Genomic DNA, 24,071 nt, shown 5'->3' with positions numbered 1-24,071 from the left:
GCCCTCCGCGGCCATCGGCCGTGCGTTGCGTCACCTCCACATCACCTTTTCCTGATTTCGGCCCGGCGGCGCCTGCGTCGCCATGGCCAATGTGTGGATGACAACAATGCAACATGCCAATCGCTTTACCCGAACCAGCACCAGCCTGCGCTGGCAGACCGCCTTCGCCCTGCTGTTTACCAGCCTGGGAGCCACTGCCCAGAGCCACGAAGATCATCTCCATGACAGCAGCGATGATGTGCTGCAACTCGCGCCCGTGGTGGTAACGGCAGTCCAGCAAAGCTCACCGCTGACCATCGTTGCCGACCCAAAAGACCCGCGCCAGCCAATACCGGCCAGCGACGCCACCGACTATCTGAAGACCATTCCGGGCTTCTCCGCTATCCGCAGCGGCGGCAGCAACGGCGATCCGGTCCTGCGCGGCATGTTCGGCTCGCGCATCAACCTGCTGGCCAACGGCGGGCAGATGATCGGCGCCTGCCCCAACCGGATGGACGCGCCCAGCTCCTACATCGCCCCGGAAACCTATGACCGCCTGACCGTGATCAAAGGCCCGCAGAGCGTGCGCTGGGGGCCGGGTGCGTCGGCCGGCACCGTGCTGTTTGAGCGTGAGCCCGAGCGCTTCGAGGAGCCGGGCACACGCCTGCACGCCAGCGTGCTGGGCGGCAGCAACGGCCGCTTCGACAAGCTGCTGGATGCCGCCATCGGCAACCAGAACGGCTACCTGCGCTTTGCCGGCAACGATGCCCAGTCGGATGACTACGAAGACGGCAACGGCGATACCGTGCCGTCGCGCTGGAGCAAGTGGAACGGCGACATTGCCGTTGGCTGGACCCCGGAAGCCGACACCCTGCTGGAGTTCACTGCCGGCAAGGGTGACGGCGAGGCGCGCTACGCCGGTCGCGGTATGGACGGCACCCAGTTCGCCCGCGAAAGCCTCGGTCTGCGCTTCGAAAAGCTCAACCTCGGCCAGATCAGCAAACTGGAAGCGCAGGTCTACTACAACTACGCCGACCACATCATGGACAACTTCCGTCTGCGCAGCCCCGACCCGAGCAGCATGATGCCCATGCCGATGGCCTCGCAGGTGGATCGCCGCACCCTCGGCGGACGGCTGGCGCTGAGCTTCGACTGGGACGCGGTCGAACTGGTATCCGGTGTCGACGCCCAGCGCAGCGAGCACCGCGCACGCGCCTCCAGTTACAGCATGATGACCGGCTATACAGACGCCGATGAGTTCGCCTGGACCAAGGACGCGGTCATGCACAACTATGGCGTGTTCTCCGAGCTGACCTGGCACCAGAGCGACCTGACCCGCTGGATCGGCGGCGCACGGCTGGACCGCGCCTCGGTCAAGGACTACCGGGTGGGCATTCGCAACATGATGGGCATGACCACGCCCAACCCGACCGCCGGCCAGCGCCGCAGCGACACCCTGCCCAGCGGCTTTGTCCGTTACGAACAGGATCTGACCGCCCTGCCGGCAACGGTCTACGCCGGCCTCGGCCACGCCCAGCGCTTCCCCGACTACTGGGAGCTGTTCTCGCCCAGCCTGGCACCGACTGGCGAGCTGAATGCCTTCGACGGCATCGAGCCGGAGAAGACCACCCAGCTGGACGTGGGTATCCAGTATCAGGACGCGCGCCTGCAGGCCTGGGCTTCGGCCTACGCCGGGCAGGTCGACGACTTCATCCTGTTCCGCTACTCGACCATGATGGGCATGCGCCGCAGTCAGGCCTACAACGTCGACGCCCGCATCGCGGGTGGCGAGCTGGGCGTGGCCTACGATCTGACCAGCAACTGGAAGACCGACGCCACACTGGCCTACACCTGGGGTGAGAACCGCAGCGACGGCCAGCCGCTGCCCCAGATGCCGCCGCTGGAAGCCCGCCTGGGCCTGAGCTACGAGCAGAACGACTGGAGCGCCGGTGCACTCTGGCGGCTGGTCCGCGCGCAGAATCGGGTGGATGAAGGTGCCGGTAACGTGGTCGGTCAGGACATCGGCAGCAGCGCCGGATTCGGGGTGTTCTCGCTCAACGGCGCTTGGCGCATGAACGAGCAGGTCAAGCTGAGCGTCGGCGTCGACAACCTGTTCGACAAGGCCTACGCCGAGCACCTGAACCTGGCGGGCAACTCGGCGTTCGGCTTCCCCGCCGACCCGGTATCCATCAACGAGCCGGGGCGCTCGCTTTGGGCCAAGGTCGATTTCGACTTTTAGGTAGCGGGCCCGCCGGACGCGCAATGCGTCTGGCGGGTTCAGCTCAACCGATCAGACGTCGCTGATGTCGCTGGCGTCGTGCCGCTCGGCTACCTGCAGCGCTTCGTCGCCCCACACCCGATTGACCCGGCGACCGCGTTGCACGGCTGGCCGCGCAGCAATCTCCGCCGCCCAGCGGCGCACGTGCTCATACTCGTGCACCGAGAGGAACTCGGCCGCTTCGTAGAGATGCCCTTCCACCAGCAGGCCGTACCACGGATAGATGGCGATATCAGCGATGCTGTACTCGTCACCGGCCATGTAGCGATTGTCGGCCAGATGGCGGTTGAGCACGTCCAGCTGGCGTTTAACTTCCATGCTGAAGCGATTGATCGGATATTCGAACTTCTCAGGCGCGTAGGCATAGAAGTGGCCAAAGCCCCCGCCCAGATACGGCGCCGAGCCCATCTGCCAGAACAGCCAGTTCATCGCCTCGGTGCGCTTGGCGTGATCACCCGGCAGCAGCGCGCCGAACTTCTCTGCCAGATACAGCAGGATCGAGCCTGACTCGAACACCCGGGTCGGCGGGTTGGTGCTGTGATCGAGCAGCGCCGGAATCTTCGAGTTGGGATTGATGGCGACAAAGTCGCTGCCGAACTGATCACCCTCGTTGATGCGAATCAGCCAGGCGTCGTACTCGGCATCGGCGTGACCAAGCGCCAGCAGCTCTTCGAACATGATGGTCGCCTTGACGCCATTGGGCGTGGCCAGCGAGTAGAGCTGGAACGGATGCTTGCCGACCGGCAGCGTTTTCTCGTGGGTCGGCCCGGCGATCGGGCGATTGATGCTGGCGAACTTGCCGCCGTTCTCACTATCCCAGGTCCAGACCTTGGGGGGGGTATAACTGCTGTCAGTCATGCGTTGTCTTCCTGTGTTCTGAAACCAGACACCAAAGGGTAGACGACAGAGCATGTCGAGCCATGCACAGCAGGTCAATGCCGAATTCTCGCGCTCCCTGTACTAAAACACCAAGCGTGCGCCAAAGCCCACCAACAGCGCACCAAAAGCCCAACGCTGCAACTGCTGTAAGCGGGGGCGTTCGCGCAGCCAGCCGCCCATCAGCCTGCCGCTGGCGACGTAAGCCAGGTCAAAGCACACACCAATGAGCAACAAAATGATCCCCAACAGGGTGAACTGCCACGCCACACTGCCGCCATGCGGGTCTATGAACTGCGGCAATAGCACCGAGCAGAACAGCAGCGCCTTGGGGTTGCTGATGTTGGTCAACAGACCGCGCCAAAATGCGGCCCACACGGTAGGCGAGCGTCGCGCAGCACCAACCTCCGGCACCAGTGACGACGCTCGCCAGATGGAAACACCCAGCCAGATCAGATAGACCGCGCCGAACAGACGTACCGCATTGAAGGCCCAGGGCGCGGTCTGCAGCAGCGCAGCCAGACCCAGCCCGGCCAGCGCCACGTGCGCCGCGCGGGCCAGCGCGAGACCGGCGATGGTGCCAGCGCTCTGCCAGCGCGAATGGCTCGCAGCAGTCTGCAATAGCAACAGCATGTCCGGCCCCGGCACCAGATACGCCACCGCCAGGGCACCAGCAAACATCCACAATTCCGTCATTTCAGGCGCGCTCCGGCCGAGTCATCTCTCAGCAGCTATCGTAGGGCCGAGTGGCGATACAGGTCATTGCGAGTTAGTGCGTCAAAGTTTTATTTATTGGCATAAACTGCCAGTTAATAATCAAATAAATTGAGAATATGCCAATGCAATTGGACAACCTAGACAGACGCATCCTCGACGCCCTGCAGCGCAATGCCAAACTGAGCAACGTGCAACTGGCCGAAGAAGTCGGCCTGTCACCATCACCGTGTTTGCGCCGGGTGCGCCTGCTGGAAGAGGCAGGCGTGATTCGCGGCTACCACGCGCAGCTGGATCGCAGCAAAGCGGGCCTTGGGCTGACGGTGTTTGTCGGGGTAAAGGTCGAGCGACACCACGACGAGTCGGCCAACGCCTTTCGCGCCGCGGTGATTGATCTGCCGGAGGTCGTTTCCTGCCACGTGGTGTCAGGCGAGTCGGACTTTCTGCTGCAGGTGGTGCTGCCAGATCTGGCGTCCTATGAGGACTTTCTGTTCAGCACCCTGCTCAAACTCCCTGCGGTCAGCGACATCCGCAGCAACTTTGCCATCTCGACCGTGAAGTCGCAGACGGCGGTACCGCTGGATCATCTGCCGCAGGGCAGTCTGGGATAACTCAGGCGGTTTCTTCTGCACCGGTCTCTGCGCGGCGGCCGTAACGCTCGGCCAGCACTGCGCAGACCATCAGCTGAATCTGATGGAACAGCATCAGCGGCAGGATCAGCGTACCCAGCGCACCGCCAGCGAACAGCACCTGCGCCATCGGCACACCGGTCGCCAGGCTCTTTTTGGAACCGGCGAAGATGATGGTGATGCGGTCTTCGACGTTAAAGCCCAAGCGGCGACCCAGCCAGGCAGTCAGCCCCAGCACCAGCGCCAGCAGCAGGCAGCAGGCCACCACCAGACCCAGCAGCTCAGTCAACGGCACGGTTTGCCAGATACCCTCAACCACCGCGTGACTGAACGCGCCAAACACCACCAGCAGGATCGAGCCCTGATCCACACTCTTCAACCAGCCCTTGTTACGCGCGACCCAATCACCGATCCAGCGCCGGGCAATCTGACCGGCAATGAACGGCAGCAGCAGCTGCACCACAATCTTGCCGATGGCATCCAGGGTATTGGAATCACCGGCCTGCGCGCCCATCAGCAGCAGCACCAGCAACGGTGTGACGAAGATACCCAGCAGGCTGGACGTCGCCGCGCTGCAAACCGCCGCCGCCACGTTGCCGCGGGCAATCGAGGTAAAGGCAATCGCCGACTGCACGGTGGCTGGCAGCGCACAGAGGAACAGGATGCCCAGATACAACTCATCGCCCACCAGCGGCACCAATGCCGGTTTGAGCAGCAGGCCGAGCAGCGGGAACAGGATAAAGGTGCAGGAGAACACCAGCAGGTGCAGGCGCCAGTGGGTCATGCCGGAAATGATCGCCTCACGCGACAGCTTGGCGCCGTGCATGAAGAACAGCAGGCCGATGGCCAAGTTGGTCAGCCAGTCAAAGGCTTCAGCCGCCTGCCCGTGTACCGGGAACAGGCTGGCGGTAATCACCACCGCGATCAGGCAGAGGGTCATGTTGTCGGGAAGAAAGCGTGGTCGTGCCATGTTGGTATCTCGTTTTTCGTTATCAATGTTGCGACGCCTGGAGCGGCAGTCTACTGTCTGACCTTTCGACCGACTAACGCGATTGGATAGCACAATGTCGACAAACGGACAGAAGTACCTGAATCACCGCGCCGTTCCCGATCTGCCCGCACTGCCGCGCCAGCTATACGCCCGCAGCGAATCGCTTGCCCGCAGCACCACCACGCTCTGGCACAGCCATCCGTGGGCGCAGCTGTCCTACGCTATTTCCGGGGTGCTGTCGGTACATACCCACAGCGGCCGCTTTCTCGCTCCGCCGCAGCGGGCAATTCTGGTGCCGCCGGATCTGCCGCACGCGGTAATCAGCTCGCCAGATACCGAGATGCGCAGTCTGTATATCGCGCGCGACGCCATGCCCTGGCGCGCCGGTCATTGCGCCGTACTGGAGATCAACCCGCTGACCCGCGAGCTGATTAACCAATTCGGCCAGATTCCCATCGAATACGACGAAAGCGGCGCCGACGGCCGGCTGGTCGCGGTGCTGCTGGATCAGTTGACCGCCGCCCGCGACACCGGGCTGTATCTGCCCTGGCCGGATGACGCACGCCTGCAGCAGGTCTGTCAGGCGCTGTTCGACAACCCCGAACTGACATTGACGCTAACCGACTGGAGCCGTCAGCTCGCCTGTTCCGAGAAAACCCTCACCCGCCTGTTCCAGCGCGATACCGGCCTGAGCTTCCGGACCTGGCGCCAGCGCCTACGGCTGCTCAGCGCGCTGCCGTTGCTCGAACGCGGCGAGCGGGTGACCGACATCGCGCTGGCCTGCGGCTACGACTCCACCTCGGCCTTTATTGCGGCGTTTCGCAAGCAAATCGGCATGACGCCCAGCCAGTTCGCCAGCCGCCAGCCGCCAGCCGCCAGCCGCCAGCCGCCAGTAAGGCTCGGGGCTTTGCTTAGCCATCGCAAGCAGCCAAGGCAAACCGTTTTCCTTTCAGGAGAAGATCAGCACCGGCGACTATCAGTGGCATGAATATCGTAATCGCAGGCACCTCTGGAACACTGCCAGTACACGGCTCAGAAGGCTCCAGCCGCGATCAACCGAATGCTGAACCCATTTAATTGACCGCACGTTGCCCCCAGACAATATGAACACGCTAGACAGCGCCCAGTATCCACCTAAGCTGAAAGAGCAGGCCCTCACCCCAGTGACACCAACATCCCGCAGAGGAATGCTTATGAATTTCAAGAGTCCGGTCATGATCGCTGCTCTGACCATGGCAGCGCTGTTCACGACCGCCGCCCACGCCACCTCGCCCATGCCGCCGCAACCCACAGCCGAACCCGGCTATGAACAGCAGGCCGCCAGCGCCGCTCAGCTGCTGCGCAAGGCGGTGACGGCCTACCGTGCGGAGGGCAACGCAGCGTTCGCCCGGTTCAGCCGTCAGGGTGAATTCATTGATGGCGACCAGTACGTCTACGTTGTTGATGAAAACGGCTACATGCTGGCCAGTGGCGGGCCGTCAGCCGCCTTGATTGGCCGCGACATTACCCCGCTGCTGGACCCGGAACTGCGCGACACCTTCGCCTCGGCACTGCAGCAGCCCGACTCGGAGAAGGTATCCAGCGCCGAATACCGCTGGATGAACTGGAGCGACGGCAAGGTCGAGCGCAAGCACGTGTTCTATCAGAAGGTCGACGGCAAGACCTTTGCCGTCGGTTACTACCTGCCCCGTTCCAGCGAAGCCGCAGCCAAGGCGCTGCTGGATGATGCTGCCGCCGCCATTGAAGACGACGCCGAAGCCACCATCGGTCGAATCAATCGATTGGACCCCGAGTTCAACCGCGACGATCTCTACGTATTCGTGGTCGACATGGACAGCATGAGCATGGTTGCCCATGGCTACAGCCGTCGCCTGCTCAACATCCACTTCCCGGAGCTGAAAAACCGCGATGGTGTGCGCGTAGGCCAGAAAATTCTTGATGCAATGGAAGCTGGTGAGAACAGCGTGACCTACACCTGGCCCAACCCGGTGACCGAGCGGCCAGAAGAGAAGAAGACCCTGATCCGCAAGGTCGGCAACTACCTGGTTGCGGTGGGTTACTACCAGGAAACTGAAACCGAGTAAGCGACTCGGGCTGGTAGCGCTTGCTGCCAGCCCGCGTTCAGCTAACGCAGCTGGCTGTCCTTGCTGGCACTGCGGTTGTAACCAGAGTCAAACCGGGCGTCTTTCTCCTGCTCTGCCTGACAGGCAAGACACAAACGCACCCCGGGTAACGCCACACGACGCCGTTCGGCAATCGGCTCGCCGCAGGCCTCACAGTGACTCAGGCTTTCACCCTTGGGCAAATCCTGCCGCGCCCGCTCCACGGCGGAGTCCAGCGTCGCATCGATCTGCTCCTGTACCGCCCCGTCTTGCGCCCAACCGCTGGCCATGCTGCCTCCCGCTTCAATCGTCCAAAGCCGCTTGCAATAACGATGGCAGCACTTCGCCTGCCGCGCCAGCCAACAGCCATTCATGCTGACCACCGAGCGCCTGCGGCTCCGGGTTAACGTGGACAACCGTCGCCCCGGCACGCAACGCGATCTCGGGCACCTGTGCGGCCGGATAGACCACACCGGAGGTGCCAACCGAGAGCAGCAGGTCACACTCGGCCGCCGCGGCAAACGCGGCCTCCAGCGCAGCGCCCGGCAGACTCTCGCCAAACCAGACTACGCCGGGCCGCACCAGACCACCACAGTGCACACAATGCGGCGGCGTAAGACGCCGCCCTTCGGCGGGCTCCAACGGTGGTTCGGGCGGCATGCTGAACGGCGCAGCGCACCGACTGCAACGGGGCTGATGCAGACTGCCGTGCAGATGCAGCACATCGGCACTGCCAGCCCGCTCGTGCAGGTCGTCCACATTCTGGGTGACCAGCGTCAGCTTCGGTACCCGCTTGGCCAACTCGGCGATCGCCAGATGACCCGGGTTGGGCTGGGTGCTCAGCACCTGCATGCGCCGCCACTCGTACCAGCCCCAGACCAGCTCCGGGTCATCCTCGAAGGCCTCGGGCGTGGCTAGGCGCATGGGATCAAAGCGCGACCAGAGCCCGCTCAGCGCATCGCGGAAGGTGGCGATGCCACTCTCGGCGGACACGCCGGCACCGGTGAATACCACCACCTGCCGAGCATCCCGCAGCCGCGCCAGCAAACCCTGATCAAACACCATCGTCATCACTCCCAAGCCCGTTGCAGTCATCGTGCACCAGCGCGGAGTCAGTCGGCAAACACAAAACCCGCCAGCGGCACACCCATCGCCACCTGATGAAAATCGCAGCGACCCGGGCTGTCGGCAGCAGCCCCGGCCACCACGTGCAGCGGCACCAGATGCTCGGCATCAGGATGGGCCAGCAGTGCGCCCGGCGCCTGCTGCCAATTAGCCAGGGCGCCGTCGCGCTCGGCCTGCGGCAGCACAACCGTTTTCTGCAACCAGCGATCAAACGCCTCGATGGCCGGCGCCGGCGTCGCCAGATTGGCGCGCATCAGCGGGATATTGTGAAAGCTCATGCCACTGCCGATGATCAGCACGCCCTGCTCACGCAGCGGCGCCAGCGCGCGGCCCAGTTCAAGGTGGGCCTGCGGGTCCATGTCGGCCCGCAGCGACAACTGCAGCACCGGAATATCCGCCTCGGGCCGCACCAGCTTGAGCGGGATGAATACCCCATGATCAAGCCCGCGCCGATTATCGAACGCGGTATCGAAACCCGCTTTGCCGAGCAGTTCGGCAACCTCGCCGGCCAGCTCCGGCGCACCCGGTGTGGGCCAGGTCAGTTGATAGGTATGCGGCGGAAAGCCGTAGTAGTCGAACAGCAGGCCAGGCGCCGCCTGGGTATTCAGGGTAAAGACCGGTTCTTCCCAGTGGGCCGAGATCACCAGCAGAGCCCGGGGAGCCACGCTCAGGCTCGGCAGCAGGTTGCGCAGCCAGGCCTCCATGCCCTGCCAGGTGTCGGCCGGTTCCCACTCCATGAAGAAGCAGGGACCGGCGCCATGGGGAAGAAAGACCGTCGGCAGTCGATTGGCAGACATGATCAGTCCTCCAGCACGTCAGTGATCAGATACGCAGGCCGAGGCGGGCATCCAGCGAGAAGCGGTCGCCGCCGCGCAGGAAGATACCGAAGGCGGTCAGTGCCCACAGCAGAGGGTACTCGACCCCGCCATTGGTCCAGAAGAAGCCATTGGCCGTGTGCACGGTCAGCGCCACGCCCAGCATGAATGTGACAGCCAACGCCGCGGGCCGGGTCAGCAGCCCAAGGACCAGCGCCAGACCGCCGAAGAACTCGACCAGCCCCGCCAGCAGCGCAAACAGAATGCCGGGGGACATGCCCAGCGAGCCTTCAAAGAACTGGCCGGTTGCTTCCAGACCGTAGCCGCCAAACCAGCCAAACAGTTTCTGTGCACCATGCGGCATCAGCATCAGGCCAGCGGTAATGCGAATCAGCGGATAGCCCAGCGGAGCGACACGCTCGAAGATAGCCAGGCCCGGGGTAACAGTGTTTTGGTTGCTCATGATGTGTCTCCAAACGTTGCGTTGAGTTGATGGAGAGCAGAGTATGTTGGTTTCCAAATCCCGAGAAGACTGCAGAAAAGGAACCCATGGTTAACGAATCGGAAACCTTAGGCGGATCACTGGAAGACCTCTACGCGTTCTGCGCCGTCATCGAGTTTGGCACCCTGTCGGCGGCCGCTCGCGAACGGGGTGAAACCAAGGGCAGCATCAGCCGCCGCCTGTCGCGCCTGGAACAGCGTCTCGGCGTCGCCCTGCTGGCACGCACCCCGCGCTCGGTATCGGCGACTGAGGAAGGCACTGCGTTCTACCTGAAAGCCCGGGACGCCCTGGCCTTGCTAGCCGACGCCAGTGCCAACGCCCGCGCCGCGCAGGACGTACCCGCGGGCCATCTGCGCCTCACCGCCCCGCTGGACCTGGGTGTCGGCGTCTTGCCACTGCTGCTGACGCGGTTCCGCGCGCAGTACCCGCAGATTGATATCGAGCTGCTGCTGACCGACACACCGCTGGATCTCAGCGCCCACCGTATCGATCTGGCGCTGCGTGCGACGCCGGGCAACCTGCCAGACATGAGCTACCGCGCGTCCGCTCTGGTCAACTTCCGCATTGCGCTGTATTGCTCACCTGACTACCTCATCGGACGTGAACCGCCGGGTCAGCCAACCCAACTGGCCGAACACCAGTTGTTGGCCTGCCGCGAACGGGTTGGCGCAACCAACCTGCAACTCAATGATGGTCGCGGCCACGACGCCAACCTGACCCTCAAGCCGGTCATGCGTACCAGCGACTACGCCAGTGCCCTGCAGTTGCTGTGCAACGGCGTTGGCATCGGCCCGCTACCGGACCTGATTGCCCGCCAGAGCCTGATCCGCGGCGAGCTGGTAGCGATTCTCGAAGACTGGCAGGTCGCAACAGGCACGCTCTACGCCATCAGCCTCGGCGGCGCACAGGCCCCCGCACGCGTGCGCCTGTTCCGTGAGTTTCTGCGCAGTGAATTGGCCGCGCTGCAGCAACTGACCTGACCGATGCAGCCATAGCCATTACACTGGCAGTAGCTGCACGCCATACACCCGAACCGGACGCCCCATGCAGATTGAGCTGATTGAAATTCGCGACCATCTGAGCCGCTTCCCGCCGTTCGACGAGCTGCCCGAAGAGCTGCTGGACGACATCGCCCGCCAGGTCGAGATTGCCTACTTCAAGGCCGGAACCGACATCCTCGCCTTCAACCAGGAGATCCACGAGCTGCACTACATCCGCAGCGGCGCGGTGGATATCTTTCGCCGCGGTGGTGATCTCTACAACCGCCTGGGCGAAGGCGACATCTTCGGCCACTTCGGCCTGCTAAGACGTAACCGCGTGCGTTTTGCTGCCCGTGCGATCGAAGACACCCTGCTCTACTACATTCCTGGCAGCCTGTTTGATCAGCTGTGCGAACAGTACGAGCACTTTGCCGACTTCGTTGAAGCCGAAGGCCAGTCGCGCCTGAAAGCTGCAGTCGAGAACGGCCGCGCCAGCGAACTGATGAAGATCAAGGTGCGCAAACTGATTTCCCGTCTGCCGGTGACCGCACCGCTGACCACCAGCGTGCAGGAAGCCGCGCAGATCATGACCAGCCAGGGCGTATCGTCGCTGGTCGTCGTGGACCCGCACAGCCACTGGCCCAACCCGGACCGCGTACCGGTTGCCGACGCCCAGCACGGGGTGATGGTCGGCATCATCACCGACCGCGACTTCCGTACCCGTGTACTGGCGGAGGGGCTGGCTCTGGATACCCCGATCAGCGAGGTCATGTCCCCCAACCCGATTACCGTGCAGGGGGATGACACGGTTTTTGAAGCCATGCTCAGCATGCTGCGCAACAACATCCACCACCTGCCGGTGGTCAAACGCCGCCGCCCGATCGGCCTGATCAACCTGAGCGACATCATCAAGTATGAGTCCCAGAGCAGCCTCTATCTGGTCAGCGCGATCTACAACAAGCAATCGGTAGCGGAGTTGCAGTCGCTGCTGCCGGATGTACGTGCCACCTTCGTGCGCATGGCCCGTGACGAGGCCAGCGCCCATATGATCGGCAGCGCCATGTCGGGGATTGGCCGGAGCTTCAGCCAGCGCCTGCTGGAACTGGCCGAAGACGAACTCGGCCCACCACCGGTGCCCTACGCCTTCATGGCTCTCGGCTCGATGGCACGCGATGAACAGCTGGCCGTCACCGATCAGGACAACGCGCTGGTGCTGGACGACAGTTTCGACCCGGCCCTGCACGACGACTATTTCTTCAAACTGGCAACCTTCGTCAGCGACGGTCTCGCCGCCTGCGGCTACAGCTACTGCAAGGGCGGCATCATGGCGACCAACCCGAAATGGCGCCAGCCGCTGTCAGTGTGGCGCAAGTATTTCATCGACTGGATTGAGCGCCCGAAGGCCGAGTCGCTGCTTAACAGCTGCATCTTCTTCGATCTGGATGCGGTCTACGGCGAATCGGCGCTGGTCGAAGAACTGCAGGAGTTGCTGGCCGAGCGCGCCAGCTGCAACGAGCCATTCCTCGCCGCACTGGCGCGCAACGCCTTGAACCGCACGCCGCCGCTGGGGATTTTCCGTACCTTCGTGATGGAAAAGGACGGCCGCCAAAAGAACGTAATCAACCTCAAGCGCCGCGGCACCGCGCCGCTGACCGACCTGATCCGCGTCCATGCGCTGGCCTGCGGCTCCCGGGCGCAGAACTCGTTCGAGCGGCTGGATGCCATTGCAGCCACCAAATTGATGCCACCGGAATCACTGGAACGGCTGCGCTACGCGCTGGAGTTTCTCTCGCTGGTGCGCATCCGCCATCAGGCACTCGATATCGAAGACGGCATCGAGCCGGACAACGAGATTGAACCGGAAAAGGTGCCGACCGCAGAGCGACACAACCTCAAGGAAGCCTTCCAGGTGCTTAGCAACGCCCAGAAGTTTCTACGTTTCCGCTATCCCCACCTGCCGGTCACCCGCACCCTATGATCCGCTTCAATCCCGCCGCCAACGCCGTCGACACGCGCACGCCTGAGTGGCCGACTGAACTGGTCAGACTGGCCGAACGCAGCAGTCAGCCTGGCTTGCAGGCCTACTACAGCGCAGGCTGCCCCGCCGGCGATACGCCGCTGGAAGAAGTACCGCTGGCCGCGCTGGATATCGAAACCACCGGTTTGGATGCCCGCCGCGATGCCATCGTCAGCATCGGGCTGATTCCTTTCAACTTGCAACGAATCCGCTGCCGCGAGGCCTTCTACCGGGTAGTAAAACCCGACATCCCGCTGAGCGAAGAGTCGATCACCTACCATCGCATCACCCACTCCGATATTCGCCAAGCCTCGGACCCGGCCAGCACCCTCAGCCGCCTGCTCGAAGCCATGGCCGGGCGCATCATGGTGGTTCACTACCGGGCGCTGGAGCGCGCCTTTCTTGACCGCGCCGCACGTCAGTATCTGGGCGAGCCACTGTTTTTTCCGGTCATTGATACCATGCAGCTTGAGGCCAGGATGCACCGCGGCAGCGCCCAGCCCGGCTGGCTGGCACGCCTGTTCGGACGCGAGATCGAATCGATTCGTCTGGCCGACAGCCGCCAGCGCTATGGCCTGCCGCACTACAGCGCCCACCACGCACTCACCGACGCCATGGCCACCGCCGAGCTGCTGCAGGCGCAGGTGCTGACCCACTATCGACGGGACACCCCGTTGCGCGAACTCTGGTATTGAATCAGCCCTGCAGCGAACGGATCTTGCCCGGGTTGAGCAACGAATGCGGATCATTGGCCGCCTTGCTGGCGAGAATTGTCGGACTCAACGAACCGCCGTGCTTGCCATCCTCAAGCATGAAGGTGTGGCTGTTGTTGATCTTGATCCCGAGCGACTCGTGCAACGCCATGACCTCATTGAGGCGCTCATCCGAGCTGTAGCGCACCAGCGGCAGGCCGGTGATCAGCGGCTGGGTGTTACCCAGACGAATAAATTCCAGATGCGTCAGCACCTCATCCCCCACCGCCGCCTTCAGCTCGGCCAATTGCTCCAACACCCGATCCGTCGCGTAATTGGTCTGCAGGTTGGTAAAGCCCTTGTCGTGCTTCAGAGCCTGCAGCGTCGAGTGGTTCCAGCAGTGCTCCATCAGCGTCAGACCGCTCGCCTGCGCCTCGGCGAAGGTCTGCGTCCACAGCTGGACGCCGCCATGCTCGGCCAGCAGCTGCGCCAGCGGCTGGCGGTTGTGCGGTGCCACCAGCGCCATCACCAGGAAGTGACCGGCTGGCTGGGTAAAGGGGATGTCACGGAAGTAGGAGGCCGCCTGACTGTCATACAGCGACAACTCACGCTTCTCGATTCCCGCCGCGTCCAGCAGCGTGCGACAGAAACCATAGGCTGCCTCGATGCTGGGAAAGTCGAACAGATACTCATCCCAGTCCCGCGCCGGCGCCAGTGCCAACTCCAGATCAAGCAGAATGCCGTTGGTGCCGTAGGTATGGTGATAGGTCAGCAGCTCATCGCCACGCAGTTCCAGCACCCGCGGCGTTGCTTCAATGGTCAGGATACGAATTGCCTGCACCGTGCCGGGAGTGGAAATCGGCCCGTAGTTGATTGAGCCGATACCGCCGAAACCACCGGCAAACAGGCCACCGATGCTCGCAGCCCGGTAGGTCGACGGCATGCAACGCAACTCCCAGCGTTGCTCGCGTACCCGCTGCTCCAACTCACCGATCTTCATCCCGGCCTGAACTCGAACCAGCCCTTCGCAGAGCCACTGCAGCTCGGTGCAGGCGGTCATGTCGATGACAACGCCACCTTCCAGCGGCACCGCCTGACCATAATTGCCGGTGCCGCCACCGCGCACGGTCATGGCAATCCCCAGATCCACACAGACACCGATCAGCGCCGTCAGCTCCGCCTCGTTGCGTGGCTTGACCACCAGATCAGCCAACTTGTCGGTCAATTGCGGCACCAGCATCGGACTGAACCAGTAGAAGTCACGGGACAGCCGTTTGATGTGTACCTTTGAGGTGATCCAGTCCAGCTCCGGGAGCCTTGCCTGCAGGGCGCTCAGCGCCTCACTTGAAGTCATTTCTTTTCCATCCTGTTGCACCGGCGCACGCCGGAACGATTCCAGCGCGCGCTATTGGATTAGGGCATGACCGGGTTCTGTTTGACGAACTCGGTGGTGTAGACGTCTTGCAGCGCCACCTTGTCGGTATCCACCAACTGGTTTTCCACCAGCATGTCCCAGGTCGCCTGCATGCGCGCATCAGTGATCACGCCAATCCCCTGAGTCGCCGCGTCACCGCCAGCGACCATGCCGCTGCTGCGCAGCCGCTCCAGCGCAAAGGCCAGCTGTTCGCTGCTCATCTCGGTGTTCTGTTTCCGGATCAGCGCATTACCGGCGCTGGGGTCAGTGATGTAGCGCTTCCAGCCCTCGCGCGAGGCGTCCAGAAACGCCTGCACTTGCTCCGGATGCTGCTCGATCAGCTCGTCACTGCAGGCAATCGAGTTGCCGTAGGGCGGATAACCCTGCTGGCCGAGCGAAAAGACGTTGAACTCGACGCCCTCGCGCTGCAGCGCAAAGGGTTCAGAACTCATGTAACCCTGCTGCGCCAGCGAGTTGTCGGCAATAAAGGGCTGCACATTGAAGGTGTACGGGCGGCTCATGGCGTCGCTGAAGCCATACTGACTTTTCGCCCACGGCCACCAGGAGGAATGGGCACTGGATGAGATCAACACCTGGCGGCCTTCCAGCTCGGCCAGCGAATTGACGTCCTTGTGGGTGATGATCACCGTCGGGTCGTACTGAAAGCTGGCACCCACCATGGTCAGCGGAATGCCCTGCTGGCGGGCCATGACGGTTCCAATGTCATCCTTGATGATGCACTGGGCCTGACCCGCCGCAAGCAGCTGAGCCGAGTTGACCTGCGGCCCGCCCATGCGGATGGTCACATCCAGGCCCTTCGCGGCGTACAGACCGTCTGCCTGTGCCTGATAGAACCCGCCGTGCTCGGCCTGGGCATACCAATTGGTGATAAAGGTGATCGGGGTCGCGGCCTGCGCGCTGGCACAGCTGGCGACCGCCAGCAGCGCTGTCAGTGATGCAATCCGCTTTACCCGGTGACGCGTGTTACCTGTTGCCTGCATGACTCATCTCCTGTCGATTGGACGATATGAACCTGACAAAACTCAGTTACGTGACTCGATGTGGCCGCGATACTGACTGCGGCCCCAGGTATCCACCTCGCGCTCAACCCAGCGCGCCTGATGAACTTCGGTGATCGCCTGCGCCCACTGACTGCTCAGTTGCTCAAGCAGTTGTGCGCCCTGCTCCGGGGTCGCGCCGGTCGGATCACCGATAACGCCGGATGGTCCGAAGTCGCGCGCAGTCCAGGCGGCCGCGGGGCGCGTACTGGACAATGTCGGGCAGGGAAATGGCGGCGGGTAATGGGCCTCGGCGCGCTCCATGCGCAGGGTCTCGGGCGCCAGCTGCATAAGCAGCGCGGTTTCGCCGTGGCCAGCGTGCATACCGAGCTGACGCTCCTGCTCCGGCATGAAACTGCTGTCAAACTTCACACTCCAGGCCGAGCGCGGAATGACCATAAAGTCGCCGTGACGCAGACGCAGCTCGCGCGCGGCCATCTCCAGCGGCTGGTACTGGCCGCCGTGGGCGTTGACCATGATCAGCTTGCGAAACCCGGCGCGATAAACCGACTCGCCGACTTCCTGAATGGTGTGCAGCAGCAGCTCCCCGGTCAGCGTCACGGTGCCGGGGAAATGGATATGCTCATCCGACTTGCCGTAGGTGATAACAGGCAGCGCGTACGCCGGAACCTCGGCTGGCAGCCGCTCCAGCGCCTTGCCAACCACCCCGGCCGCAACAATCGAATCCACCGCGCAGGGCATGTGCGGCCCATGCTGCTCGATAGCGCCGACCGGCAACACGATGACGGTGTTGGCCTTGTCGGGCAGCGCGTCGATGTCGGTCCAGCTCAGGTACGGCAGAAAGCGTTCTGCGGGGGTATAACCGTGCAGCATCATGACTCCTTGGTGCCGCCCAGCGGCAGATAGGCGGTGGCTTCCACTTCGATCAGGATGTCGTCGGTAGGCAGCATGGCGCTGACCTCAACGACCGTAGAGACCGGCGGCTCACCGGGGAAGAAGGTGCGGCGCACAGCGCTGTACGCCGGGAAGTGGTCGAGATTGCGGAAGTACTGCACCAGCTTGAACACATCGCTCATCTGGCCGCCCTCGCGCTCGATGATCTGGCGGATCGCATCCAGCACATACCAGCTTTGCGCCAGGATCGGCCCCTGCTTGATGTCGCTGGAGAACTCGCCAGTACGACCAAGGCTGTCGGCGACCTCCCCGGGAATGTCCTCAAAGCCGCGCACAATCATGCGGCGAGCCGGGTCGACCGCGATCACGCCCGACAGAAAGATAAAATCGCCCACCCGCTTGGCTGCGGCGTAACGCGCCAGCGGTGCGCCATTGGTTGCTTCGCTAGTCATTGCTTACTCCCGAACGTAGATAACGGCATCAGAGCGCCAGCGTCAGGCGTGGTGATCGGCAGCTGCCGCAGCAAACCGCGATGTATTCGCTGCGGTCTTCGTCATCCAGACACTGGTCGCCGTGCAGCGGATCGCCATCGCTCCAGGCCACCACGCAGCTGCCGCAGATGCCCTGCTCGCAGTTGGTCTCCGGCGCGACACCGGCCTGACGCAGCGCAGCAAGGATCGAGCTGCCGGCAGGGACGTCGATGTCCATCCCGCTCTCACTCAGATGCAGTGCGAAACCCGCCTGTACCGCGGTCTCGCTGCCCGCAAAAGCTTCTTCGTGCCACTGCTCGGCGGGTAATGCAGCGCACTGCTCGCGCACTCGGCTCATCAACCCGTCCGGGCCGCAGCAATAAACGTGAGTCTGTGCCGGCAACGCGGCGAGCAGCCGTGTCATGTCCAGCGCCTCGCGCGGGTTATGCACCAGCTCGACCGGCCAGCCGGACGCAGCCAACTGAGCACCGAAGGGTGAGCTGCCCGCGCTCGACACCGCCACCACAAAGCTGAACGGCAGCCCCTGCGTCGCCAACCGATGCGCCATCGCCATCAGCGGCGTCAGGCCAACGCCGCCGCCCACCAGCAGGTGATGCTCAGCATTCGGCGCTAGGGCGAACAGGTTGCGCGGCGCACTGACCGGGAGCTCGACGCCGGAGCGGGCCAACGCGTGTAACGCTTGCGAACCGCCACGGCCCAGCGCCTCACGCTTGACCGCAATCTCGTAGTGGCTCAAGTCCGCGGGATTACTGCACAGCGAGTAGGCGCGGCAATGCTGCTCGTCGATCTGAATCTGAATGTGCGCACCGGCCTCGAATGACGGTAGCGGCTTGCCTTGCGGATGCTGCAGGCGCAGGCGCATGACATCCGGTGTAAGCATGTCGAGAGCACTAATGCGCAGTGGGCTGAACTGGGCTGAAAACATATATTGACCAAGTAGACTGTACACTTGGTCAAACTAAATGCATAACACATGCCAGCAAACCGCTGCAGCGTTAATTCAGCAGCCGATCAGGGGGTGTGGATAAGGAAAATCAGGCGCGTAGCCCGGCGCCTGAGAGAACGAACTGAATCAGTTCCTGCTCGATTTTCTGCCGCACGTCGGGCGCGGTCAGCGGCGACTCGAGCAGCATCTCGGCCTGCAGGGTGTAGTCAGAGTAATACTGGGTCAGTGCCCAGATGTGCATGATCAGCAGGCGGCCGTCGAGCGGTCGCAACGCACCGTCAGCGACCCAACTGTTGATCTTGGCAACCTTGGCGTGGGTCGCCTCCATCGCGCCCGGCCAGTAGTTCTCCAGCCGCGCGCCGCCGCTGAGCACCTCCATGGTAAAGATCCGTGACAGCTCCGGATTCTCCAGCGCGTAGTCCAACTTGACCCGCACAAATTCGCTGAGCGCCTCGCGCGGCGACTGCTCGGCAGCGCTGTCAAATACGAAGAAGCTGCGCCAGCTGTCCAGCACCATACCCAGAACCTGCGAGTACAGAGCTTCCTTGTCTTCGATGTAATAGTGCAATTGCGACTTCTTGAGTTGCGCACGCTCGGCGATGGCCTGGGTCGATGCCCCCTGAAATCCGTGCTGGCTGAATTCGGCGATTGCTGCATCCAGAATCTTGCGCATGATTTCCTGACGGCTCTGCTTGGAGCGCTCCGTTCGCATGTCTACTTTTGCCACAATTGCACCATTCCAGTGAATAACAGACGCCCTGCGCACCATCCTCGGGCCGAATAACGACACTCAGGAAAACAGGCTGGGACCTATCCTACCCTGCCTGCAGCCGGAGCATAACCGGAAACAAAAAAGGGCCGCACGCCGAAGCGATGCGACCCTCTTGCCACGCTGTCGTATCTAGCGCGGTTCGCTCATCAGTCCCTTGATGATCGCGATACAACCAACCAGCAGCACGATGGTAAACGGCAAGCCGGTCGATACCGACATCGCCTGCAGCGCGGCCAAACCGCCACCGAGCAACAACGCGATAGCAACCACGCCTTCACTGATGACCCAGAACACCCGCTGTGGAACCGGCGCGTTGACCTTGCCACCGGCGGTGATGGTGTCGATCACCAGGGAGCCGGAGTCAGACGATGTCACGAAGAACACGATCACCAGTACGATGCCGACGAACGAGGTGATCGCAGTCAGCGGCAGCTCACCGAGCATGACGAACAGTTTCAGTTCCAGCGCCGCATCCTGCACACCGGTGAAGCCATCGGTGATGAACTGGCCGATGGCGGTGCCACCGAACGCGGTCATCCACAGAACCGACACCAGCGAGGGCACCAGCAGTACCGCAATCAGAAACTCCCGTACGGTGCGGCCGCGGCTCACCCGCGCGATAAACATGCCGACAAAGGGCGACCAGCTGATCCACCAGGCCCAGTAGAACGCGGTCCAGCCTTGGGTAAAGTTGGCGTCTTCGCGGCCGACCGGGTTGGACAGCGCCGGCAGGTTGGCGACATACGCCAGCAGGTTGTCGAAGAAGCCCGTCGCGATCGCCAGGGTCGGCCCGACAATGATGACAAAGCCCATCAGCACGATGGCCAGCACCATGTTGATCTCGGAAAGGCGCTTGACCCCCTTATCCAGCCCAGCAATCACGGAGATCAGGGCCAGACCGGTAATGCCCGTGATCAGCAGCACCTTGGTTACATTGCCGGTGCCGACATCAAACAGGTAGTGCAAACCGGCAGTGGCCTGCTCGGCGCCAAAGCCCAGCGAGGTAGCCAGACCGAACAGCGTGGCAAATACCGCCAGCGTGTCGATGATGTGCCCCGGCCAGCCCCAGACCCGCTCACCGAGGATCGGGTAGAAGATCGAGCGGATGGTCAGCGGCAGCCCCTTGTTGAAGGAGAACAAGGCCAGTGCCAGCGCCACGACAGCGTAGATTGCCCACGGATGCAGGCCCCAGTGGAAGATGGTTGCTGCCATGCCCAGACGGCGAGCAGCCTCGGCGTCACCCGCCGCGGCCCCAAGCGGTGCCCAGTCGGTACGCAAACCGTCCTCGCCCACCGCAACGCCGCCAAGCGACGAGGAGAAGTGCGACATCGGCTCGGATACACCGTAGAACATCAGACCAATGCCCATCCCGGCAGCGAACAGCATGGAGAACCAGCCGAGATAGCCATAATCAGGCTTGGCGTCCATCCCGCCAAGCCGAACCTTGCCAAGCGGCGAGACGATCAGGCCAAGGCAGAGGACAACAAAAATATTGGCGGCGCCGATAAAGAACCAGGCCAGATTGCCGGTTAACCAGTTACGCAGTGCGGTAAACAGCGGTGCCACTTCGGTCTGCAGAGCAAGAGTCAGGACCACAAACAGCACAACCGAAAGTGCTGAAATGATGAAGACCTTGCCGTGAATATCCAGGTTCAGCACAAAGCTGCCGGAAATGTTGTCCTGACCAATCACGTAATCGGTATCGATCAGGTTGGCGTCGCCGGTTGGGGCCGGGATACCGTCATGGCCGGCCGAGCCGGCTACAGGGTCGTGCTCACTCAATGGTTCTTTTGCCATCTAAGATGCTCCGATGCTTCAGTGCGGGCAAACGCCCGATGACGTGCCGGCCGCACTGCGTCTGCAGTACAGCGACAACAATTGACAGCCCCGAGGGGCAGCGAGGTGCACATTAAGGTGCGCAGCAATAACATCCGTTCCGCCCTGGCGGCTGTGTCAATGCGAAGCGCTTTCCAAAGAAAAGCAGAACAATGATAGCCAGTTGAACGACATTAGTGAAATCGGAGGGACAATGCGTGGTGGGCTCAGGCGTGCAGCTCGCCCTGATCCAGCAAGGCAACAGCGCCGCGAAACAGCATCATGACCTGCTCCTCCGCCAGCGCCAGAATCTCGCTACGCCGCGCCGGTTCGCCCAGATAATCGAGGGATTGAAACAGCATATTGCGGTTCACCATGCCGGCGACTCGCCGCACCTGCGCGGCGCTGACCCGCTCGGGAATAAGACCCAATTCGCGGACATCGGCGGCCATATCATCAGCAAAGTCATCCATCTGCCGACGTACTTCGGCCCGCAGCAACTCCGACGGACCATGCAGTTCACGAATCGCGATCAACACCCTATCCCGGTGTTCATGAACGTAATCGAAATACAGTCGCAGGGTTTGCCGACATGCCGCCCGGCCCATGCTGACACCGGGCTCACCGAGGCCGTTGGCAGCATCACTCACGGCCTGTCGCCGCAGTGCACGCAACGCCGCTCGCAGCTCGGCCTTGGACTCGCGCAGCAACTGCAGACCAAGGTCTTCCATGTCACGGAAGTGACGATAAAAGGTATTGGGGTTCAAGCCAGCCTCGCGAGCCAGCTCACGCAGGCCCAGGCTGGTCACACAGCGACTGCAGGCCGCGAGGCGTTCAGCTGCATCCAGCAACGCGCGCTTACCCGCCGGTTCTGCGCTCTTTACCGCGGCGTCTGCCATCACGGGCTTCAGCTACCGGGAGCAGACCTCAGAATAGCCAGCACCTGCCGGTTGGAAAGGCCATACTCATCTATGAGCGCCCGCAAAGCGTCGTTAAACGCCAGTTCTTTCTGTAAACCGGAATCCTGCTTCATCTTTTCCAACTGGGCCAGCTGGGCAGCCAATTGACGTTCAGCTGCGCGAAACTCGGAAAGCTTGCTCATGTCGTACCTGTATAAGTGGTAACCAGAAGACCAACGACGAAGATACTACACCAGTTCAGCGTATATGCCGCTTGGCTGTTAATGAACACCGGATAAGGAGCACCGCATGGACGACCGCAACCGCAGGCTGGCAATGCCACCTCGCGAGCAGACCGCGCAGGGCCCGCAACGCCGCGTAGGGATCGAACTGGAGATGAACGGCATCGATCTGGATCAACTCAGTGCCCTCGTCGCGGCCCGAGGCAGCTACCAGATTGAACAGCCCGGGCGCTTTGAGCGGCGCCTGACAGGCGACCCGGCGGGCGACTGGATCGTCGAATTGGACTCGCAGTTAATCAAAAAAATCGGCCGCACAACTCGCCCGGAGGATCCGCGCTCTGCCGAGCTACTCGGATCGGCAGAAGACGCCCTGATCTGGGTGGCCGAGTCACTGGTACCCGTCGAGCTGGTCAGCCCACCGCTGCCACTTGAGCGCCTTGACGAGGTCAATGAGCTGATCCACCAACTCCGCGATGCCGGTGCCAAGGGCACCAGCGACCGCCTGACCAACGCCTTCGGGATGCAGTTCAACCCGGAAATTCCGGACGCCGAGAGCAGCACGCTGAATGCCTACCTGAAAGCCTTCCTGTGCCTCTACGAGTGGCTGAACGAGCGCGCCGAAGTGAACCTGACCCGGCGTATCACGACCTACGTCGACCCTTTCCCCGCCGATTACGTCAGCCTGGTTACCGACCCCGACTACTGGCCCGACCAGGCGCAGTTGATTGATGACTACCTGCAGCACAACCCAACCCGCAACCGGGCGCTGGATCTGCTGCCGCTGTTCCGTCATCTGGATGAAGCGCGCGTGCTGGCCTGCACCCAGGACCCGCTGATCAAGGCCCGGCCGACCTTCCACTACCGCCTGCCGGACTGCCGTATTGATGAGCCCGGCTGGGATATGACCGACGCCTGGAATGACTGGCTGGAAGTAGAAAAGCTGGCCAACGATCACGAGCGCCTGCAGGGCTGCTGCGCGGCCTATCAACAGTGGCAGCAGCAGGGGCTGGGCCGTCTGCTGGAAAGTTGGCCCAGGCTGCTGGAGCGTGATTGGTTGCAGCGGGGCGCGGCATGAGAAAACCGATCATCGCGATCACCGGGCCGGCTCGCGGTGCGGCAGGGCCCCGCTTTCTGGTCGCCAGAGCAGTGCGCCATTATGGTGGTATCCCGCTACAGCTCAAGCCGGGAGACGAGCAACGCAGCCGCCGCTACCACGGCGTAGTCATCACCGGCGGGCATGACATCGATCCGGTTCTCTACGCTGCCGAGCCCGAGGTAAAACCGCGCTATGACAGCGCCCGCGACCGCCTGGAGGCGGCCGTCATCGATCGGGCGCTGAGTCAGGGGCTGCCGCTGCTGGGCATCTGCCGCGGCGCGCAACTGCTCAACGTGCGCTGCGGTGGCAACCTGTTTCAGGACCTGAGGTCTCGCCGGAAACTGACCTCGCACCGCCGCACAGTGCTGCCACTGAAAACCCTCTGCGTGGAGACGGACAGCCATCTGGCCCGACTGCTTGGCCGCCAGCGTGCGCGCATCAACAGCTTGCATAACCAGGCGATCAACCGGGTCGGCGAAGGCCTGGTGATCAGCGCCCGCGATCTGGACCAGATTCCCCAAGCCATCGAGGCGCCGGGGCGGCGCTTCGTTATCGGCGTGCAATGGCACCCGGAGTTTTTGCTGTTTCTGCCACGCCAGCGCCGGCTGTTTCAGGCGCTGGTATCGGCGGCCAAAGAGTTGACCTGAAGCTGGCAACGCTTACGCGCATTCATGCTGGCCGCCGGCAGACTGGCTGAACGACATGTAAGCGATTGAAATACAGTTAAAAAGCGCCAGCAGTCGAATCGCTCCCGAGGCCAAACGTCGCTATGATGGCACGCAC

General features: G+C 62.7%; 24 protein-coding genes and 1 pseudogene. 9 read left to right on the top strand and 16 right to left on the bottom strand.

The genetic code is table 11. From position 1 onward, the window contains the following. Positions 1-106: 106 nt before the first annotated feature. The gene (locus tag AAFM31_RS07225; protein ID WP_341707247.1) at positions 107-2,218 is read left to right on the top strand and encodes a TonB-dependent copper receptor; all 2,112 of its coding nucleotides are present in this window, start codon (positions 107-109) and stop codon (positions 2,216-2,218) included. A gap of 51 nt (positions 2,219-2,269) precedes the next feature. Here the strand turns inward: AAFM31_RS07225 and yghU are convergent, their stop codons facing one another. Beyond that, entirely contained in the window at positions 2,270-3,115 is an 846-nt protein-coding gene (gene yghU / locus AAFM31_RS07220; protein ID WP_341707246.1) for a glutathione-dependent disulfide-bond oxidoreductase, read from the bottom strand. A 102-nt stretch (positions 3,116-3,217) separates the two neighbouring features. Beyond that, positions 3,218-3,829 (bottom strand): LysE family translocator, encoded by a 612-nt coding sequence (locus tag AAFM31_RS07215; RefSeq protein WP_341707245.1) that lies wholly within the window; start codon positions 3,827-3,829, stop codon positions 3,218-3,220. A 143-nt stretch (positions 3,830-3,972) separates the two neighbouring features. On the opposite strand from AAFM31_RS07215, the gene AAFM31_RS07210 reads away from it, so the two are divergent. Continuing rightward, complete coding sequence (locus tag AAFM31_RS07210) at positions 3,973-4,458, top strand: Lrp/AsnC family transcriptional regulator (RefSeq protein WP_341707244.1); 486 nt, start codon at positions 3,973-3,975, stop codon at positions 4,456-4,458. A gap of 1 nt (position 4,459) precedes the next feature. Here AAFM31_RS07210 and AAFM31_RS07205 read toward each other — a convergent pair whose 3' ends face one another. After that, entirely contained in the window at positions 4,460-5,446 is a 987-nt protein-coding gene (locus AAFM31_RS07205) for a bile acid:sodium symporter family protein (RefSeq protein ID WP_341707243.1), read from the bottom strand. Between the two features lie 94 nt (positions 5,447-5,540). Between AAFM31_RS07205 and AAFM31_RS07200 the strand changes: the two are divergent. Beyond that, positions 5,541-6,338, top strand: a pseudogene (locus tag AAFM31_RS07200) (helix-turn-helix transcriptional regulator); the annotation flags it as partial. Between the two features lie 322 nt (positions 6,339-6,660). Beyond that, the gene (locus AAFM31_RS07195) at positions 6,661-7,551 is read left to right on the top strand and encodes a cache domain-containing protein (protein ID WP_341707241.1); all 891 of its coding nucleotides are present in this window, start codon (positions 6,661-6,663) and stop codon (positions 7,549-7,551) included. A 41-nt stretch (positions 7,552-7,592) separates the two neighbouring features. Here the strand turns inward: AAFM31_RS07195 and AAFM31_RS07190 are convergent, their stop codons facing one another. Genes AAFM31_RS07190 through AAFM31_RS07175 form a run of 4 tightly spaced genes read right to left on the bottom strand, consistent with a single transcriptional unit; the run spans position 7,593 to position 9,972 of the window. After that, entirely contained in the window at positions 7,593-7,859 is a 267-nt protein-coding gene (locus AAFM31_RS07190) for a DksA/TraR family C4-type zinc finger protein (RefSeq protein ID WP_341707240.1), read from the bottom strand. Between the two features lie 13 nt (positions 7,860-7,872). Further along, positions 7,873-8,634: an NAD-dependent deacylase gene (locus AAFM31_RS07185; protein WP_341707239.1), complete on the bottom strand. Its 762-nt coding sequence runs from the start codon at positions 8,632-8,634 to the stop codon at positions 7,873-7,875. Positions 8,635-8,681: 47 nt separating this feature from the next. Continuing rightward, positions 8,682-9,491 (bottom strand): class III extradiol ring-cleavage dioxygenase, encoded by an 810-nt coding sequence (locus tag AAFM31_RS07180; protein WP_341707238.1) that lies wholly within the window; start codon positions 9,489-9,491, stop codon positions 8,682-8,684. A gap of 25 nt (positions 9,492-9,516) precedes the next feature. After that, positions 9,517-9,972: a DoxX family protein gene (locus AAFM31_RS07175; RefSeq protein WP_341707237.1), complete on the bottom strand. Its 456-nt coding sequence runs from the start codon at positions 9,970-9,972 to the stop codon at positions 9,517-9,519. Positions 9,973-10,058: 86 nt separating this feature from the next. Here AAFM31_RS07175 and AAFM31_RS07170 point away from each other — a divergent pair, with 86 nt between their 5' ends. The 3 genes from AAFM31_RS07170 (at position 10,059) to AAFM31_RS07160 (ending at position 13,703) form a co-directional block, all read left to right on the top strand. Continuing rightward, a complete protein-coding gene (locus tag AAFM31_RS07170) occupies positions 10,059-10,991 on the top strand; it encodes a LysR family transcriptional regulator (protein ID WP_341707235.1) in 933 nt (310 codons plus the stop codon). A gap of 64 nt (positions 10,992-11,055) precedes the next feature. Next, on the top strand, positions 11,056-12,969 hold the full coding sequence (locus AAFM31_RS07165; protein ID WP_341707233.1) for a DUF294 nucleotidyltransferase-like domain-containing protein: 1,914 nt from the start codon (positions 11,056-11,058) through the stop codon (positions 12,967-12,969). Next, a complete protein-coding gene (locus AAFM31_RS07160) occupies positions 12,966-13,703 on the top strand; it encodes a 3'-5' exonuclease (protein ID WP_341707232.1) in 738 nt (245 codons plus the stop codon). The genes AAFM31_RS07165 and AAFM31_RS07160 overlap by 4 nt, the downstream gene beginning before the upstream one ends. A 1-nt stretch (position 13,704) precedes the next feature. Here the strand turns inward: AAFM31_RS07160 and AAFM31_RS07155 are convergent, their stop codons facing one another. The 9 genes from AAFM31_RS07155 to AAFM31_RS07115 all read right to left on the bottom strand — a co-directional run bounded on the left by AAFM31_RS07155 (position 13,705) and on the right by AAFM31_RS07115 (position 22,153). Continuing rightward, positions 13,705-15,054, bottom strand: coding sequence for an FAD-binding oxidoreductase (locus AAFM31_RS07155; RefSeq protein WP_341707230.1), 1,350 nt, complete (start codon positions 15,052-15,054; stop codon positions 13,705-13,707). A gap of 59 nt (positions 15,055-15,113) precedes the next feature. Continuing rightward, on the bottom strand, positions 15,114-16,115 hold the full coding sequence (locus AAFM31_RS07150) for an ABC transporter substrate-binding protein (protein WP_341707229.1): 1,002 nt from the start codon (positions 16,113-16,115) through the stop codon (positions 15,114-15,116). Positions 16,116-16,157: 42 nt separating this feature from the next. Beyond that, complete coding sequence (locus tag AAFM31_RS07145; RefSeq protein ID WP_341707227.1) at positions 16,158-17,006, bottom strand: creatininase family protein; 849 nt, start codon at positions 17,004-17,006, stop codon at positions 16,158-16,160. Then, complete coding sequence (locus AAFM31_RS07140) at positions 17,006-17,479, bottom strand: RidA family protein (protein WP_341707226.1); 474 nt, start codon at positions 17,477-17,479, stop codon at positions 17,006-17,008. The genes AAFM31_RS07145 and AAFM31_RS07140 overlap by 1 nt, the downstream gene beginning before the upstream one ends. Before the next feature lie 28 nt (positions 17,480-17,507). Then, on the bottom strand, positions 17,508-18,443 hold the full coding sequence (locus AAFM31_RS07135) for a PDR/VanB family oxidoreductase (RefSeq protein WP_341707225.1): 936 nt from the start codon (positions 18,441-18,443) through the stop codon (positions 17,508-17,510). 109 nt (positions 18,444-18,552) lie between these two features. After that, positions 18,553-19,191: a TetR family transcriptional regulator C-terminal domain-containing protein gene (locus AAFM31_RS07130; protein ID WP_341707224.1), complete on the bottom strand. Its 639-nt coding sequence runs from the start codon at positions 19,189-19,191 to the stop codon at positions 18,553-18,555. Positions 19,192-19,365: 174 nt separating this feature from the next. Next, a complete protein-coding gene (locus AAFM31_RS07125) occupies positions 19,366-21,033 on the bottom strand; it encodes a BCCT family transporter (RefSeq protein ID WP_341707222.1) in 1,668 nt (555 codons plus the stop codon). A gap of 245 nt (positions 21,034-21,278) precedes the next feature. Next, positions 21,279-21,950 carry a TetR/AcrR family transcriptional regulator gene (locus AAFM31_RS07120; protein ID WP_341707221.1) on the bottom strand — a complete coding sequence of 224 codons (672 nt, stop codon included), beginning with the start codon at positions 21,948-21,950 and terminating at the stop codon, positions 21,279-21,281. 8 nt (positions 21,951-21,958) lie between these two features. Beyond that, on the bottom strand, positions 21,959-22,153 hold the full coding sequence (locus AAFM31_RS07115) for a hypothetical protein (protein ID WP_341707219.1): 195 nt from the start codon (positions 22,151-22,153) through the stop codon (positions 21,959-21,961). A 106-nt stretch (positions 22,154-22,259) separates the two neighbouring features. On the opposite strand from AAFM31_RS07115, the gene AAFM31_RS07110 reads away from it, so the two are divergent. Continuing rightward, on the top strand, positions 22,260-23,267 hold the full coding sequence (locus AAFM31_RS07110) for an amidoligase family protein (RefSeq protein ID WP_341707218.1): 1,008 nt from the start codon (positions 22,260-22,262) through the stop codon (positions 23,265-23,267). Then, on the top strand, positions 23,264-23,935 hold the full coding sequence (locus AAFM31_RS07105; protein WP_341707217.1) for a gamma-glutamyl-gamma-aminobutyrate hydrolase family protein: 672 nt from the start codon (positions 23,264-23,266) through the stop codon (positions 23,933-23,935). The genes AAFM31_RS07110 and AAFM31_RS07105 overlap by 4 nt, the downstream gene beginning before the upstream one ends. Positions 23,936-24,071 lie beyond the last annotated feature (136 nt).

The sequence above is a fragment of the Halopseudomonas sp. genome (assembly GCF_038130085.1).
Classification (GTDB): Bacteria; Pseudomonadota; Gammaproteobacteria; order Pseudomonadales; family Pseudomonadaceae; genus Halopseudomonas.
Note: the sequence above shows the minus strand (reverse complement) of the source record. Positions and strands in the feature narration are given on the sequence as shown.